This is a genomic window from Vibrio sp. 661, assembly GCF_033339315.1.
Lineage (GTDB): Bacteria > Pseudomonadota > Gammaproteobacteria > Enterobacterales > Vibrionaceae > Vibrio > Vibrio alginolyticus.
Genome location: NZ_JAWOUJ010000007.1, coordinates 185,325 through 202,467, shown reverse-complemented (window position 1 = coordinate 202,467; position 17,143 = coordinate 185,325). Strand labels below are relative to the sequence as shown.

The window sequence follows — 17,143 nt, the reverse complement described above, 5'->3', positions numbered from 1 at the left end:
CTTTAAAATACAAAACGCCCGATGAAGTACATCGAGCGTTTTAGTTAAAAAGTGTCAACCCATATCAGGACGGGTCAAACTCATCTTTACATACAGGTGCAACCCAGCAGCCTTTTTGCGGCTCGAGTTTGACGTATTTGCTCCAAGATAATTGCACCAATGCTTCTCGAATGGGTGACGCTCCTACGTTGTACTTCTCTTTGAGTTCGGCAACCACGAGTTTTTGACCTGGTTTAAGCTCGCCATCGAGAATATCCTGACGGATCATTCTTAATACTTTGTCGGTAAGAGTGGGACTAGACACATACACCTCATAGAAGAAACTTTAATCGTGACGATAAAATTAAACAGTACGAAATTCTGATAGAGGTGAATAATACAATTAGCCTATTATGAGAGCAAGAAAGCCATATAAAAAAGGAGGGCATAAGCCCTCCTTCTCAAGAAACTGAAGTGTTAAAAGTTCAGTCTTATAGTACGTGTACAGAAGCTGTGTTCGTAGTACCTGAAGCAACTAGAGCGCCAGAAACCATAACAACGATATCGCCTTTGTTACCTAGACCTGATTCTAGAGCAAGTTCTTTACCCGCTACGTAGAATGCGTCAGTGCTTTCGATTGAATCAACAACTACAGGAGTAACACCTTTAGTTAGAACTAGCTGTGCAGCAGTTTTCTTGTTAGTTGTTAGCGCTAGGATGTTTGCAGTTGGGAAGTACTTACGTACTGAACGTGCAGACTTACCGCCTTCAGTTGCAACAACGATAAGTGGAGCAGCTAGTTTCTCAGCTGTGTCTACAGCGCCTTTACATACTGCTTCAGTGATGCGAAGACGTGGGCTGTCTAGACGAGAACCTAGTTCAGCTTTTAGCGCTGAGTCAGTACGGTTCGCGATTTGAGCCATGATAGTTACCGCTTCAACAGGGTATTTACCTTTCGCCGTTTCACCAGAAAGCATTACTGCGTCAGTACCGTCCATTACCGCGTTAGCAACGTCGCCTGCTTCCGCACGAGTAGGACGTGGGTTGTTGATCATAGAATCAAGCATTTGAGTTGCTGTGATAACCATCTTACGTGCACGGTTACACTTCTCGATCATCATTTTCTGAGCGAAGATTACTTCTTCAGCTGGGATTTCAACACCTAGGTCACCACGTGCAACCATGATGCCGTCAGAAAGATCTAGGATCTCGTCGAAGTTATCAACACCTTCTTGGTTTTCGATCTTAGAGATGATGTGGATGTTCTCGCCGCCGTTTGCAGCAAGTACTTCACGGATTTCTTGAACGTCAGACGCTTTACGGATGAAAGAAGCTGCTACGAAGTCAACGCCTTGCTCACAACCAAACTTAAGGTCGTTCTTATCTTTTTCAGATAGTGCAGGTAGGTTTACAGAAACGCCAGGAAGGTTAACACCTTTGTTTTCGCCTAGTGCACCGTTGTTAAGAACTTTACATTTAACTTCAGTTTCAGTCTTAGAGATAACTTCCATCTCGATTAGACCGTCGTCTACTAGGATAGTGTTACCTACGTTTAGGTCGGCTGCGAAACCAGCGTAAGTTACTGCAACTTTATCTTTGTTACCTACAACTGAAGTGTCAGTTGTGAAAGTGAATTCTTGACCTGCTACTAGATCAACATCGTTACCGCCTTCTAGCTTGATAGTGCGGATTTCTGGACCTTTAGTATCTAGAAGAATTGCTAGTGGTTTGCCAGTAGCTTCCATTACTTTACGGAAGTTCGCGATACGAGTGCCGTGTTCTTCGTAGTCACCGTGAGAGAAGTTAAGGCGCATTACGTTCATGCCTGCGTTAACTAGTTCAGTTAGCTTCTCTACAGATTCTGTTTTAGGGCCAATCGTACATACGATTTTGGTCTTTTTCATGGAAGATACTCTCCGGTAAGTATAGTTACAATTTGAAAGTCGGTTATTTACTCTGAAGTCAGGACGTTTTTGATGACATTTAGTACCTGTCATCCACCGATTTTTCGTCTCATTATTAGAACTTCAGATTCTGAAAGTCTTTCACCAAGTTTAGTCATTTTATGACTAAAAGATCGGCGATTTTGGTTACCTTTTTGTGACTAATCCCACTTTATATGCAGAAAGTTGCAAAAAAATAGCCTTCAATTCTGTAATTTTTTTTCTTTTCGGTGGCGAATTCTACCACTGAATGAATCCAATATCACTGTTTAAGAATTGTCTTAGGACAAGGTTTTATCGAGAAATATTAATTTTTTGGATCGAAATAAATGGACTTGAAAGTTTCGGTTTGACTATAATAAGTTTCACATCGAAACTTAAAGTCAAAACTTAAATGTCGAAACGAAATACTCAATTAAGAAGACACGCCATTTCTAACTTGGTTTCTGAACTAGGAGAAGTCAGCGTTGATGAACTTGCTCAGAAATTCGAAACCTCAGAGGTCACGATTAGAAAGGATTTAGCTTCTTTAGAGAAAAACGGCCAACTTCTACGCCGCTATGGCGGTGCGATTGCTATCCCAAAGGAAGTCATTCACGAAGAATTGGGCGCTAATGTTTCGACTCGAAAGTTAAGCTTAGCAAAAGCAGCAGCATCATTGATTCGCGATCATAATCGCATCGTGATCGACAGTGGCAGCACGACTGCCGCGCTGATTCAACAGTTGAATGACAAACGTGGCTTAGTGGTCATGACCAACTCGTTGCATGTTGCTAACGCCCTAAATGAATTAGAGAGCGAACCGACACTGCTGATGACTGGCGGTACTTGGGATACGCACTCAGAGTCCTTTCAAGGCAAAGTAGCCGAATCTGTATTACGAGCTTACGACTTTGACCAACTATTCATCGGTGCGGATGGCATCGATCTCGAGCGTGGAACCACGACATTTAATGAGTTGGTTGGCTTAAGTAAGGTAATGGCAGAAGCGTCACGTGAAGTGATCGTAATGATAGAGTCCGAAAAAATCGGCCGTAAGATCCCAAACTTAGAGCTCGCTTGGCATCAAGTTGATGTGTTGGTGACCGATGCAGATATCCAAGCAGAGCATAAAGTACAGATTGAACAACATGGCGTGAAAGTCATTTGCGCCTAATGATGTAATCAGTTTCATATTTCACTTCCCTCTGGATAAAGGCCTTTGCTTGCTGCCTCTATTTGAAATCATGGCTAGGGAAGAACAAAACTACAAACGGAGATAAACACATGTGTGGAATCGTAGGTGCAGTAGCACAACGAGATGTTGCAGAAATTTTGGTTGAAGGTCTACGCCGCTTAGAGTACCGCGGTTACGACTCTGCTGGCGTTGCGGTTGTTGATGGCGAATCAAACCTAACGCGCGTTCGTCGCTTGGGTAAAGTACAAGAATTGGCTGATGCAGTAGAAGAAGCAAAAGTGATCGGCGGAACTGGCATTGCGCACACTCGTTGGGCGACGCACGGTGAACCTTCTGAAATCAATGCTCACCCACACATGTCTGGTGATATCGCAGTTGTCCATAACGGCATCATCGAAAACCATGAAGAGCTGCGTGAGCTGCTTCAATCTCGTGGCTACGTGTTTGAATCGCAAACGGATACAGAAGTTATCGCACACATGGTTGAGTGGGAACTTCGTACTTCAGAAACGCTATTAGAAGCGGTACAAAAAACAGCAAAACAACTTGAAGGCGCATACGGCACGGTAGCGTTGGATCGCAAAGATCCTTCACGCATCGTAGTAGCGCGTTCAGGCAGCCCGATCGTGATCGGTTTTGGTGTAGGTGAAAACTTCCTAGCGTCTGACCAACTTGCATTACTTAACGTTACGCGCCGTTTCATGTACCTAGAAGAAGGGGACGTAGCAGAAATTACTCGCCGTGAAGTCACTGTGTTTGATGCAACGGGTGAGCCAGTTGAGCGTGAAATTGTTGAATCTAACGCAGAGCATGATGCAGGTGATAAAGGCCAATACCGTCACTTCATGCAAAAAGAAATCTATGAGCAACCTAAAGCGTTGATCAACACAATGGAAGGTCGTATCACGGCAGACTCTGTTGTGACAGACGCGATCGGTGTGCACGCGGCAGACATTCTAAGCAAAGTAGAACACGTACAAATCGTCGCGTGTGGTACGTCTTACAACGCAGGTATGACAGCGCGTTACTGGTTTGAAGACATTGCTGGCGTTAGCTGTGATGTAGAAATCGCGTCTGAGTTCCGTTACCGCAAGTTTGTGACTCGTCCAAACAGCCTTCTTATTACGTTGTCTCAGTCTGGTGAAACTGCAGATACGTTAGCAGCACTTCGTCTTGCGAAAGAGAAAGGTTATATGGCGGCGATGACCATTTGTAACGTAGCAGGCTCTTCTCTGGTTCGTGAATCAGATTTTGCATTCATGACTCGCGCTGGCGTCGAAATCGGCGTGGCTTCAACCAAAGCGTTCACGACTCAGCTTTCTGCACTACTTATGCTGGTAACAGCACTAGGTAAAGAGCAAGGCCGCATCAGCAAAGAGAAAGAAAAAGAGATTGTTGAAGCGCTGCATGCACTTCCTAAGCAAATCAACGCGGCACTTTCTTTCGAGAAAGAAATTGAAGCACTAGCAACGGATTTTGCAGACAAGCACCACACATTGTTCCTAGGCCGTGGCGAGTTCTACCCAATCGCGATGGAAGCGTCTCTAAAACTGAAAGAGATCTCTTACATCCACGCAGAAGCGTACGCGGCGGGTGAACTAAAACACGGTCCTCTGGCTCTAATTGATGCTGACATGCCTGTTGTTGTGGTTGCACCAAGCAACGACCTACTTGAAAAGCTAAAATCAAACGTTGAGGAAGTACGTGCGCGTGGCGGTCTTCTGTATGTATTCGCAGATGCAGACGCAGGCTTCGAAGGCGATGAAACAATGAAGATCATCACGATGCCTCACGTTAGTGAAATCACGGCGGCGATCTACTACACCATCCCAATGCAATTGCTGTCTTACTACGTAGCACTGATCAAAGGTACGGACGTAGACCAACCACGTAACCTAGCGAAAGCGGTAACGGTTGAGTAATTACGCTTAACAGCAAAAATCCTGAGCGGCACATGCGAGAGTATGTGCCGCTTTTTTATTTAAACCCATTTTAAGGTTTGTGAGTTATTGACCCAACTGGTGAGCGGTTAGAATTGCAGAGTAGACATTTTCTGCCGTCACTGGGAATGGCATATTGTGGATGGTTTCTCCCTCGGCCGTTGAGGCTTCGGCGACCTCGCGCAACTTAGCGTGGTTAAGCTCTTTAACGCCCATATCAAATAAGTTGGTTGGTAGACCTACAGAGCGGCAGAATGCAAGAACCGTATTAATCTCTTCCATCGCTGCGTTTTCTAGTACCAGCTGAACTAGTGTGCCGAACGCGACTTTCTCACCATGATAGAGATGATGACACTCTTCAAGCTTAGTTAGGCCGTTATGAATAGCGTGAGCACCCGCTAGACCACTGCTTTCAAAACCGATACCGCTCAGGTATGTATTGGCTTCAATAATGTTTTCTACCGCTTTGGTGCTCACACCATTTTCTACTGCAGCTTTTGCTTTTACACCATCTTCAAGCAAGGTTTCATAGCAAAGTTTCGCAAGCGCTTGTGCTGAACGCGTCGCTAACCCACCAGCCATTGTTGCCTTACCAGAAGTCATGTTGGCACGAGCTTCAAAGTAGGTGGAAAGCGCGTCGCCCATCCCCGATACAAGTAAGCGAACAGGGGCTTTGGCGATGACTGACGTATCCATGATGACCATGTCTGGGTTTTTAGGGATCATCAAATATTCTGCAAATTCACCTTCAGGTGTGTATATCACCGCAAGCGCTGAGGTTGGCGCATCAGTCGAGGCAATCGTAGGAACCACCACGACAGGAATTTTTGTGTAAAACGCAACAGCCTTTGCTGTATCTAACGTTTTACCACCACCAATACCGACAATGACATCGTGTTTTTGAGTGGCACAAATGTCCGTGATGCGTTCAATCTCAACGCGTGAACATTCGCCACCAAAAATGTTCATAGTGAGTGGAAGCTTTTCGTCAGCAAAACTTTGTTTGACGTCATCACCAACCAGGTTAGTCACGAACTCATCGGCAATTACTAACGGACGTTCACCCAATGTTTTCACATAGTGAGCGATAGATGTAAGTACTTGTTCACCTTGGACGTATTTGCTTGGGCTGATAATAATTTTGTCCATAATTCAAACCTTTAACCTTTTTTATGTGTGTTTTGGACTGCAATGAATATCCATTGTAGGGATAAGGTTTATATTAGGTTTGGTGTGGTAAGTGGTGAAGGATATCTCTGGTTTTGTTCCATGCTTTTATGACCTCTGTGTCAAACCGACTGCCAGAAGTAATAAGAATCAGCATGCTTTATGGCGACGATCACTATTCAGGAAAATTTGTCGTTTTTCGTTTCATATTGAAACAATAATGCCGAAGTTTTTGTTTCAATATGAAACGGATTGATTTTTGTTGAGCACGCATTTTCTCTGTTTAAGATGAATTCATACCCTACATAAAAATATAAATGGAATGAGATAGAACGATGAAAAAGTTAATTAACCAAGTTGATGATGTTGTATTGCAGCAAATGGAAGGTCTGGCTTTATCTCGCCCAGAGCTAAAAGCGAACTACGAACCTCGTTACATGTGGCACGAGGAAACACCGGGGCAAGTGGCACTGGTTTCTGGTGGTGGCTGTGGTCATGAACCTTTGCACGCAGGTTTTATTGGTAAAGGCATGCTGACAGGCGCCTGCCCTGGAGAGGTATTTACTTCACCAACGCCAGATCAAATGTACGAATGTGGCAACCAAGTGAATACTGGTGAAGGCGTGCTATTTATCATTAAAAACTACACCGGAGACGTGTTGAACTTTGAAACGGCTGTGGAGCTGCTTCATACCGATGGCATCAAAGTTGGGTCGGTGTTGGTGGATGACGATGTTGCAGTCAAAGACAGCCTGTATACCGCTGGTCGCCGTGGCGTAGCTGGAACGGTATTGGTTGAAAAGTTAGTTGGGGCTGCCGCGAGCAAAGGTTATTCGTTGGAGCAATGTGAAGCACTGGCTCGTCGCGTTAATAATCACTGTCGTTCATTTGGCGTGGCGCTTAATGCTTGTGTTGTACCCGCAGCAGGTAAACCATCTTTTGTTCTGGAAGATGATGAAGTGGAGTTTGGTGTTGGTATCCATGGTGAACCAGGTATCAAGCGAGTGAAATACACCGATGTCGATACGTTAGTGGATGAAATGTTTGCTGAAGTTGCTGAAAACACGCCTTATCAGCGCACATTGCGTATTTGGAATCGTGACGAAGGTGAATGGGATGAAGTGGAGTCCAGCATTGAGCCTTTCGCCGCTGAACACAACTACATCGTGATGGTGAATGGTATGGGTGGTACGCCAACTTCAGAGCTTTACGGAGTGTACCGCCGTCTGGCTCATAACTGCGAGCAAGCAGGGTTCCGTATCGTGCGTAATATGGTTGGTAACTTCTGTACGTCACTCGATATGGAAGGCGTTTCGATTACGTTGCTGAAGGCAGACAAAGAGATGTTGGAGCTGTTTGATGCTCCTGTCGATACGGCCGCGATCAAGTGGTAACAGGGGGGAGCAAACATGCAAATTGAAAAACAACATATCGTTCACTGGCTAGAGTTATGTGCAAAAACGTATCAAGAGAATCAAGATTTTCTGACCGACCTTGATCGTGATATTGGTGACGCAGACCACGGTCTCAATATGAACCGTGGCTTTAAAAAAGTCGCGGAAAAACTGCCGCAATTTGCGGACCAAAATATCGGCAGCATTCTCAAGAATACGGGCATGACCTTGCTTTCTAGTGTCGGTGGGGCAAGTGGCCCTCTGTATGGCACGCTGTTTATTCGCACGGCCGCCGCTGTCGGAGCCCGAGAGCAATTAACGTTTGAAGAGTTGGTGGATGCACTAAAAAGCGGTGTGGATGGCGTGGTGTCTCGTGGTAAAGCAGAGCTGGGTGATAAAACCATGTGTGATGTTTGGTTACCCGTTTTAGTTAGCGTGAAGGCGTCGTTAGAAAATGGTATGAGCGCCGATCACTTACTGAATGAAATGGTTGAGCTAGCAGAAACGAGCGCGGTTGCCACGATTGAAATGTTGGCGAAAAAAGGGCGAGCAAGCTATCTGGGGGAACGTAGTATTGGTCACCAAGATCCCGGTGCAACCTCTTCTTTGTTAATGATTAAAGCACTCCAGCAGGTAATAGCAGGTAATTAAGATGGTGGGAATTGTAGTTGTATCTCATAGTCGTCGACTTGCAGAAGGGGTGGCAGAACTTGCCACCCAAATGACGCAAGGCAAAGCCAAGCTTGCGATTGCTGCTGGGATTGATGATCCAGAGAACCCGATCGGAACCGATGCCATTGCCGTGATGGAAGCGATTGAGCAGGTACAAGATCAACAAGGGGTTGTTGTGTTGATGGATCTTGGCAGCGCGTTGCTTAGCACGGAAATGGCTCTGGACCTGATTGATGATCATGTGAGGGAAAATGTCACCCTTATCTCGGCACCTATTGTTGAAGGAACCATGGCGGCGTCGGTGGCTGCTGCTGCCGGACTACCTTTATCGACGGTAGTCGAAGAGGCACAGAATGCGTTAAGCGTAAAACAAGAGCATCTTGGTGATCAGCCACTAACATCCGCTGAGATAGCGCCAGTATCAGAGAACTTTGAGCAAGAACGGACATTTGATTGGGTAGTGCAAAATCCGCATGGATTACATGCTCGTCCCGCTGCGGCCATTGTTGGTGCACTCGCGCCTTTCGACTGTCAATTATGGTTGAAAAAAGGCGAGCGCCGTGTGAACGCGAAAAGCTTGAACAGCATTGCGAAACTTGGCGTTCGTAGTCAAGAGACGATCACGCTGTGCGCACTCGGCTCTCAATCCAGTGAAGCAATCAAGGCATTTGAAGCCTTAGCTAGTGAGCACTTCGGAGAAAAAGAGGCGGTTGAGCAAGGCATTGTCGAACCTGAAGAAAGCTCGGATACTCTGCTCGATGGCATGGCCTCAAATCAGATTGAAGGTGCTGTTGTTGGTATTCGAGTCAATGACGGTATCGCTACTGCTCCTGCTGTCCTTTTTACTCATGAAATGCCAGCAGTGCCTGAACGTGATTTCCAAAGTGAACAAGATGAAATTGAACGGGTTAAGCGTGCGATAGGCGTGGTTGTTCAACATTTGCAGGAGCAAGCGAAGCAGCCGAAAGGGGAAATATTTTCCGCTCATAGCATGATGCTCAGTGACCCAGAATTATGGGCATCGGTCGAGTCGCGAATTCAAACGGGCATGATAGCCGAGCAAGCTTGGGTAGAATCACTGCAAACGTTGGCCGAAGAGTTTCGCCAGGCAGAAAGTCAGTACATGCGGGAACGCGAAGCAGATGTGCATGATATCGCACGCCAAGTTATGGTCGAAATGACAGGCGTAACGCCTAATGCCATCGACATTCAGGAACCGAGTATTTTGTTGGCCCGCGACCTGATGCCTTCTGATGTGGCCGGGCTTGATAAATCGAAAGTGCTTGGTATCTGTTTGAGTGAGGGAGGGAAAACCTCTCACAGTGCGATTCTTGCTCGTGCGATGGGGATTCCTGCCATCGTTAAAGCTCAGGGCTGCCTTGATGCTGTGCGTGCTGGTCAAGTGGTGACTATTGATGGCTTTCGAGGGCATTTATGGTTCTCTCCTTCAGATGCCGTACAGCAGGAATTAGAAGCGCAACAAATTGAGTGGCAAAGCACCCGACAAAGTGCGCTAGCGAGTGCTCAGCAAGCCGCAGTCACCTGTGATGGTGTCCATATTCCAGTATTCGCCAATATTGGTGGACCGAAAGATATTGATGATGCACTAACATCAGGAGCTGAGGGCGTTGGTCTATTCCGGACTGAGTTTCTATTTCAAAACAGTGATGAGTTGCCAACTGAGGAAGCGCAATACCAAGTGTATCGTGATATTGCTGCCGCACTTGGTGATAAGCCACTTACGATTCGTAGTCTAGATGTTGGCGGTGATAAGCCTTTAGCCGCTTATCCTATGCCAGCAGAAGATAATCCATTTTTAGGTTTGAGAGGGGTGCGGTTGTGCCTTCAACATGAGTCATTGTTTACCGCTCAACTTCGAGCCATTCTGAGAGCCTTTCACGAGCAACCGAATATTCAATTGATGATACCGATGGTGGCTCAGGTTGAAGAAGTGAGAAAAGTAAAAGTGCTGTTGGCGCATCAAGCAAACCAACTCGGCTTGGATGCGACTCATTTGCCCGTTGGTATTATGATTGAGGTACCAGCCGCGGTGTTAAATGCTGATGCGTTAGCCCAAGAAGTCGACTTTTTCTCTATCGGCACCAATGATTTGACTCAATATGTTATGGCCGCCGATCGAGGTAACGCCGCTGTTGCTGAATTGGTGAACTACTTTGAACCATCGGTACTAAAAGCCATTGAGCTCACGTGTGCAGCAGGCGATTGCGCGGGCATACCGGTTAGTATGTGTGGTGAGATGGCTGGCGATCCAAATGCCACAGAAACATTGCTTCGCGTGGGGTTGCGAAAATTCAGCGCCAGTTCGAGCATGCTACCGGGACTAAAAGCGCAGATTCGTCAGTTGTCTGTCGATGTTTAATCGATACCTTATCGTTAGTACACCTGTACCGGCGTGCTTACGCCGGTTTTACTTTTGTTATAGGAACGCCAATTCACGACTTAATACAGCTTCATTTGCTCCTGCAGCCCAAACTTATTAATTTTTCTCCATAAGGTCGTGCGGCCAATTTGCAATGCTTTCGCCATATCATGCATTTTGCCATCACACTGATTCCAAGCCTGAACAATCGCTCTTCTCTCGGCTTCTTCTAACGTGATTACTGGCGTATTTTCTGCGGTATGGCGAGAATTCAGTTTAATGTCTTCAGGAATATCGTTCAGCTTGATTAAGTTGGAACTGCGGTTAAGCAAAATTCGCTCAGTTCGATTTCTTAATTCAGAGTTGTTGCCTGACCAACGAAAATTCATCAACGCTTCCAGTGCGACTGGCTCTATCGAGATCGTCACATTGTGGCGGCGTTCATAATGGCTGATAAGTTGCTGGACGAGAAATTCAATGTCTTCTTTACGCTTTCGTAGTGGCGGAATATGCAGCTCGTTCGAGGAGATTTCATAATAAAGTTGCCGACCAAATGAGCGCTGAGTGACATACTCGCTGATCTCTGAAGCGGTGCTGGTAATAAGTTGAAAATCTACGGGGATCAATCGCAAACTGTCGCTGCGGCTGACGAGCCCAGTTTTTAACAACTTAAGTAGCACGGCTTGTAAATCGGGCGACAGATATTCCACCTTTTCTAAAAAGAGCGTACCGCCATGGGCGAGCTCAAACTTTGAAGGCATGCCTTGCCCTTCGTCATACCCCAGAGTTTCTTTGACCAGTTGCTCTGTATTGATGGAGCGGCAGTTGAGCGTAATGAACGGCCCTTCTTTGTAAGTGCTTTCGTTATGGATCGCCATGGCGAGAGTGGCTTTTCCTACACCTTCTTCACCCGTAATTAGAATCGGTGATTTGGACTTTATGGCCCGTTTTGCAACGGTAATGACATGCTTCATTTTTCGTGAAATGACAGGCAAAGTGCTGAACGTATAGCGCGCACTGCCACCTATTTGTTGTTGAGCAAGTTCGCGAATTTTATCGATAGGGTGCAAGAACAATAAGTGTGTGCCGTCGTTGAGTGGACGCAAGGTGATGATCGCTTCAACAAACTCGCCACGAACCTCTACCGTTGTGAGTTTACGGTTTATGCTCGCACCTGACTCAATACTAGTAAGGACATTCGGTGGGAAGCGCAAAACAGAAAAGACTTCTTTATCCAAGACCTGACTGGCTTTAATGTTTAACAAGCGCTCGGACTGGTGATTTACCATGGTTATACGGCTCTCTTCATCCCAGGCCAGAAGGCCGTCATCCATGCACTCTAACGTTGCGTTATGCGCACAAGTGAGGCGGTTCATGTTTTCTTGTTCCGACTGAATGTGGATTTGCAAGCTGACTTCTTTCGCGCTCGACGCGATGATGACTAAGTCTTCTTTCTTATAGCTTTCCGCTTTTCTGAAAAGGCATGTTGTACCGCGTAATTTGCCAAATTGGTCAAAAACAGGCGCCGCTACAGAGGCATAAGAGTGCAAGTGGCGATTGAAATGTTCGGCAGCAAAAACTTCACACGGGATATGAGTGTTGATACAGAGATTGACTGCATTTGTGCCTATCTTTCCTTCGGAGAGAAAACAGCCTTGTTTAATACCGAGCGCCTGCATCTCTTGTTGCATTGAGTTATGTCCCACAACAGATAGAACGCAGCCGTTGCCGTCAGTCACCATCAATACCAGGTCTTCGTCACCAAGCATATCGTACGTATCTTCAAGCACGGTCGTGGCGCATTCGATGAGATATTCGTTGCGCTTCATTAGAGATGAGAAGGTAAATCCAGAAGCAATATGTGGTTTTGACCAGGTGTAAGGGCTGCATTGCTTTATGCAACGCTCCCACGACTCGAGGACGGGAGTGCGGGAAAATTCTGGAGATACCCAGTGGTGTTTCTGGAAAAACTCCCACTTAGTTTTAGTGTCTTCGATTGAAAGCATGCGATACCGTTTCAATACTAGCGATAGATTGGTCTGATGTTACAGAGACATCGGAATATGGACTGTGATGGCTTTCACGCACGTTGTATAGAAGAATGTGCAAAAAGGGGGGCGAGTTGAGGAGGCTTCCGTGCCAGTTTTTCGATTAAAAAGGGCTGTCTTTGCCGAGCTCATTGCAAATCTCGACAATGGCAAGTGAGAGCCCTGACTTAATGATTTGTTGTTGACGTTGCAGTTGTAGCTGATAAAACTCAAGGTCGATGTCGTCATCTGGTTCGCTGACTTCCAGTTGTACCATGCCCATTTTCTTCACCAAGTGCAGTTTCTTAATTGGTTCTAGAATATTCGGGTCAGTGAATTCGTAATCTGAAGCGTCACTATTGAGTTGGTTTTTGAGTTTGATGATGTCTTCGATGTCGTGGTAAATGTCATCGGGGAGCACTCCCAAGCCAAACAATAACTTCAAACGAACAGACAGATCGCCCAGCGGTCCAGAGTCTTGTAGCAGCGGACCGACAACTGATTGAACAGCGAAGTTATCTTTACGAAAGATTCTTTGCACCAACCCGTCGATCGAATCGTTAAAAACGTCGACTGCTGCAATGAAAAAGCCTCGTACCGATGGTGCGCTGTTTAATCGCTCAATGATCTCGGTTTCGTTGATGTTATCTGCCATATACTGAATACATTTCTAATTATTAGCTATCCCAACTCTTCAAGCAGAGAAGGACATAGAAGGGGAGCCGAGCTCCCCTAGGTAAATCAAAGTTGGTTGTAAAGTGTCTCGATTTGAGCCACTTCAGCACTGTCTTCTGCAAGACCTGTGTATGTCGCTAGCGTCTTCTTCACACCCACTTCTTTTAATGAGTTTTGTAGCTCTACGGCTTGTGGGTCAGTGTCGTTAGTGTACTTCAACGCAGCGGCAATGCCTTTCAAAAGTGTTTGATTTTCAGTGCCATACTCAATTGTACCGAGTAAAGGCTTCACTAATCTATCGTTTGCACCTAATTTACGAATTGGTTGGCGACCAACACGATCAACTTCATCAACTAAATAAGGGTTGGCAAAGCGTCCTAAAATCTTCTCGATGTAGGCGTTGTGCATGTCACGGTCGAAGCCGTAACGTTTGATCAGCACTTCACCACTCTCTTGCATCGCCTGTTTTACTTCAGCGTGAATGCTTGGGTCTTCAATTGCTTCACGAATGGTACGATGGCCTTTCAAGCAACCTAGGTAAGCGGTAATGCAGTGACCTGTATTGAGGGTGAAGAGCTTACGCTCTACAAACGCCATTAGGTTATTGGTTCTTTCCATGCCTGCGATGTCAGGGATTTCGCCCTTGAATTGCTGCTCATCCACAATCCATTCGCTAAAGCTCTCTACCGTCACTTCTAGTGGGTCATCGTTCGCTGCTTCTGCTGGTGGGACGATACGGTCTACCGCTGAATCGACAAAGCCAACCAGTTCGTCTGCTTTCGCGTGCAATGATTCATCCAAGTGTTTGTACACTTCACCTTTTAGGTGTGTGGTGCCGCGAACCATGTTTTCACACGCTATGATGTTCAATGGCTTATCGTTACCTGCTGCAAAGCGTTTAGCAATGCCGGTAGCGATGGTTTTTGCAATGATGTCCAGTACGTTAGGGCCAACCGCTGTTGTTACCAAGTCGGTTTTTACAATGCGGTCGATGACATCTTCACTGGCTGAGTTTACCGCGGTGACGTGAGTTACTGTGTCGATTTGGCACTCAGTACCGACCACTTTTACTTTGTATTCTTGCTTGTGACTCAGTTGGTCGACGAGTGGAGCGTCAACGTCTGCAAATGTGACCTCGACTTCTGCATCTGCTAAGAGTTTTCCGATGAAGCCACGACCAATGTTACCTGCGCCAAAATGAACTGCGTTTTTCATAATTCTTACCTACCAATGTCTAAAATGTTGACTTACGAAACTAGGGGGAGGCCAACCGCATAGGGGGTGACAGCTGACCTCATTTGCCTCAGGAGCAAATTAAAGGGGTAATTAAGCCGCTTGTTGACCGCCAAGGATGTTTAGAATCTCTTCCACATCGTTGGTGCTGGTTAGCTTCTCAATTGCCTCCGGCTCATCGAGCGCGTTCGTAATGGTGGTAATCACCTGGATGTGCTCATCGTTCTTAGCGGCAATGCCGATAACCAGTTTCGCTACATCATCGTCGTCTTCAGTAAATTGGATACCCGATGGGTATTGGCAGATTACAATGCCGGTTTTCTTCACGCGGTCTTTCGCTTCTACCGTGCCGTGAGGCACTGCGATAGATTCGCCTAGGTAAGTTGGAACCAATGCTTCACGCTCAAACATCGCGTCTACGTATTCTGGTTCTGCGTAGCCAAGTTCGACCAACTTGTTACCCGCGAAGCGAATCGCTTCTTCTTTGTTGGCAGCTTTCAAACCTAGGTGAATGTTTTCACGCTGGATTTGGAACACCGACGTTTGCTGTGGCTCGAAGTTGTCGTCGTTTGCTGCCACGAGCGAAACTTTTACCATTTGGTCGTCATTGGCTGCGGATTGGTTTTGCGCTGCTAGTAGTTTGGTGACTAGCTGGTTGTACATCTCGCTGTCTAGGAAGTTAGTCAATGAAATGTGGTGTGCGTTTGGAGCATGCTTACGTGCACGATCCGTTAAGTCTTTATGAGTAATCACGATATCTGCACTCTCTGGTAAGCTGTTAATGGCAAGGTTGGTTACGTGGATGTTCAGACCTGCGTCTTGAACCTTTTTGCGTAGCATGCTCGCGCCCATTGCACTCGAGCCCATGCCCGCATCACAAGCGACAATGATGCTTTGTACTGTCGCTAGGTCTACGTCACCTTTGCTTTGGTTGTTTACCACCGCATCGTTTTTAGATGCAGATTTCATGTCTTTCATTTGTGATGTTGCTTTTTCTAGTGCTGCTTCATCACCGTCTTCTTCTGTTGACGTTTGCGTCTTCATTAGCAGTGCTGCTACGGCGAATGACACGCCTGTTGCTGCTGCGATAGACGCTAGAACACCAACGATTGAGCCTTTCTGAGTCATCAACAAGATTGCAAAGATTGAACCTGGTGATGCTGGAGAAACGATACCTGCGTTAAAGATAGTTAGAACGAATACGCCAGTCATACCACCTGCGATAGCCGCAAGGATTAGGCGAGGGTTCATTAGGATGTATGGGAAGTAAATCTCGTGGATACCGCCGAAGAAGTGGATGATTGATGCACCACCTGCCGTTTGACGAGCCGTACCTTTACCAAACACCATGTAAGCTAGCAGGATACCTAGACCAGGACCTGGGTTTGCTTCGATTAGGAAGAAGATCGATTGACCTGTTTCAGACGCTTGTTGGATACCCAGTGGAGAGAAAATACCGTGGTTGATCGCATTGTTTAGGAACAGGATCTTCGCAGGTTCAACGAAGATTGAAGTCAGTGGTAGTAGGTGAGCAGAAACTAGGAAGTTAACGCCAGCCGCCAAGCCACCAGAAAGAATTTTTACGAATGGACCGATAAAGATGAAGGCAAGGATCGCACATAGCATGCCGATGATGCCCGCAGAGAAGTTGTTAACCAACATCTCGAAGCCACTTTTTACTTTACCATCGATGTAGTTATCGAATTTCTTGATAGCCCAGCCGCCCATTGGGCCGACCATCATTGCCCCCATAAACATTGGGATGTCGGTGCCGACAATCACACCCATTGTTGTGATTGCACCGACTACCGCACCACGATCGCCACCAACTAATTTACCACCGGTGTAACCGATAAGTAGTGGCAGCAAGTAGGTAATCATTGGGCCAACCATAGAGGCTAACGTTTCGTTTGGTAGCCATCCAGTTGGGATAAATAGAGCAGTGATAAAGCCCCACGCGATAAACGCGCCGATGTTTGGCATTACCATGTTTGACAGAAAACGACCAAAATTTTGTATCTTGATCTTGGCATCTGGTGATATCATAACAATTCCCCGTTCGATGTTCTGATGAATCTTGTTGTAGTAAACGGTTCGCCAAAACCGTTTGTTTGATTGCTTAGTACCCAATCAATTTACCACACATTTTCCAATTGGAACTGACAACGGGTTTTTCGTGATCTACGCCCGCATTTCTTAGGCTGAGAAACGGTTTTTAAGTGACCAAGTTCAACTTATTAACTTGTAACTTAATAACAAAAAGCCACTTTTAAATCTGTCAATAAAAATCTTAGTGATCAATCCGATCTTCTGACAAATTTAAAATCAAAATACTTTGTGACTTTGATCACTTTTGATTTTTTTTGAAATTCGAATTAAATACTTGTAATGATCAATGTCACGTTTTGTGTTGAGTTGTGGTGGATTTAAAGTGTGACCTGGATCTGTTTTTGTTTTTTGTGAAAGTTTGTGACGGAATTGGTGAGATAAATGCTATCTAGATCTTTCGATAGATTGTATCTATGAGAGTCTTTTCGGCGCACTTCACGGAGCACG

At 45.9% G+C, this 17,143-nt stretch carries 11 protein-coding genes and 1 pseudogene; 5 read left to right on the top strand and 7 right to left on the bottom strand.

What is annotated here, in order from left to right; genetic code table 11:
• Positions 1-73: 73 nt before the first annotated feature.
• Both R7P69_RS14700 and pykF read right to left on the bottom strand, forming a co-directional pair.
• Positions 74-304: pseudogene (locus R7P69_RS14700) on the bottom strand (GntR family transcriptional regulator); the annotation flags it as partial.
• A gap of 166 nt (positions 305-470) precedes the next feature.
• Positions 471-1,883, bottom strand: a complete 1,413-nt coding sequence (gene pykF / locus R7P69_RS14695; RefSeq protein ID WP_005379700.1) for a pyruvate kinase PykF — start codon at positions 1,881-1,883, stop codon at positions 471-473.
• Between the two features lie 433 nt (positions 1,884-2,316).
• Between pykF and R7P69_RS14690 the strand changes: the two genes are divergently transcribed.
• The gene (locus R7P69_RS14690; protein ID WP_005379701.1) at positions 2,317-3,078 is read left to right on the top strand and encodes a DeoR/GlpR family DNA-binding transcription regulator; all 762 of its coding nucleotides are present in this window, start codon (positions 2,317-2,319) and stop codon (positions 3,076-3,078) included.
• Between the two features lie 110 nt (positions 3,079-3,188).
• Positions 3,189-5,021 carry a glutamine--fructose-6-phosphate transaminase (isomerizing) gene (glmS, locus tag R7P69_RS14685; RefSeq protein WP_033906046.1) on the top strand — a complete coding sequence of 611 codons (1,833 nt, stop codon included), beginning with the start codon at positions 3,189-3,191 and terminating at the stop codon, positions 5,019-5,021.
• 84 nt (positions 5,022-5,105) lie between these two features.
• Here glmS and R7P69_RS14680 read toward each other — a convergent pair whose 3' ends face one another.
• A complete protein-coding gene (locus tag R7P69_RS14680; RefSeq protein ID WP_005379703.1) occupies positions 5,106-6,188 on the bottom strand; it encodes a glycerol dehydrogenase in 1,083 nt (360 codons plus the stop codon).
• A 353-nt stretch (positions 6,189-6,541) separates the two neighbouring features.
• On the opposite strand from R7P69_RS14680, the gene dhaK reads away from it, so the two are divergent.
• Genes dhaK through ptsP form a run of 3 tightly spaced genes read left to right on the top strand, consistent with a single transcriptional unit; the run spans position 6,542 to position 10,652 of the window.
• Positions 6,542-7,600: a dihydroxyacetone kinase subunit DhaK gene (gene dhaK / locus R7P69_RS14675; RefSeq protein ID WP_064353600.1), complete on the top strand. Its 1,059-nt coding sequence runs from the start codon at positions 6,542-6,544 to the stop codon at positions 7,598-7,600.
• Positions 7,601-7,615: 15 nt separating this feature from the next.
• Positions 7,616-8,251 carry a dihydroxyacetone kinase subunit DhaL gene (dhaL, locus tag R7P69_RS14670; RefSeq protein WP_064353601.1) on the top strand — a complete coding sequence of 212 codons (636 nt, stop codon included), beginning with the start codon at positions 7,616-7,618 and terminating at the stop codon, positions 8,249-8,251.
• 1 nt (position 8,252) lies between these two features.
• On the top strand, positions 8,253-10,652 hold the full coding sequence (ptsP, locus tag R7P69_RS14665; RefSeq protein WP_064353602.1) for a phosphoenolpyruvate--protein phosphotransferase: 2,400 nt from the start codon (positions 8,253-8,255) through the stop codon (positions 10,650-10,652).
• A gap of 80 nt (positions 10,653-10,732) precedes the next feature.
• Here ptsP and dhaR read toward each other — a convergent pair whose 3' ends face one another.
• The 4 genes from dhaR to R7P69_RS14645 form a co-directional block, all read right to left on the bottom strand.
• Complete coding sequence (gene dhaR, locus R7P69_RS14660; protein ID WP_064353603.1) at positions 10,733-12,658, bottom strand: dihydroxyacetone kinase operon transcriptional regulator DhaR; 1,926 nt, start codon at positions 12,656-12,658, stop codon at positions 10,733-10,735.
• 145 nt (positions 12,659-12,803) lie between these two features.
• A complete protein-coding gene (locus tag R7P69_RS14655) occupies positions 12,804-13,334 on the bottom strand; it encodes an MltR family transcriptional regulator (protein WP_005379708.1) in 531 nt (176 codons plus the stop codon).
• Positions 13,335-13,420: 86 nt separating this feature from the next.
• Positions 13,421-14,569: a mannitol-1-phosphate 5-dehydrogenase gene (locus R7P69_RS14650; RefSeq protein ID WP_062730758.1), complete on the bottom strand. Its 1,149-nt coding sequence runs from the start codon at positions 14,567-14,569 to the stop codon at positions 13,421-13,423.
• A 111-nt stretch (positions 14,570-14,680) separates the two neighbouring features.
• Positions 14,681-16,633, bottom strand: coding sequence for a PTS mannitol transporter subunit IICBA (locus tag R7P69_RS14645; protein WP_033906054.1), 1,953 nt, complete (start codon positions 16,631-16,633; stop codon positions 14,681-14,683).
• Positions 16,634-17,143 lie beyond the last annotated feature (510 nt).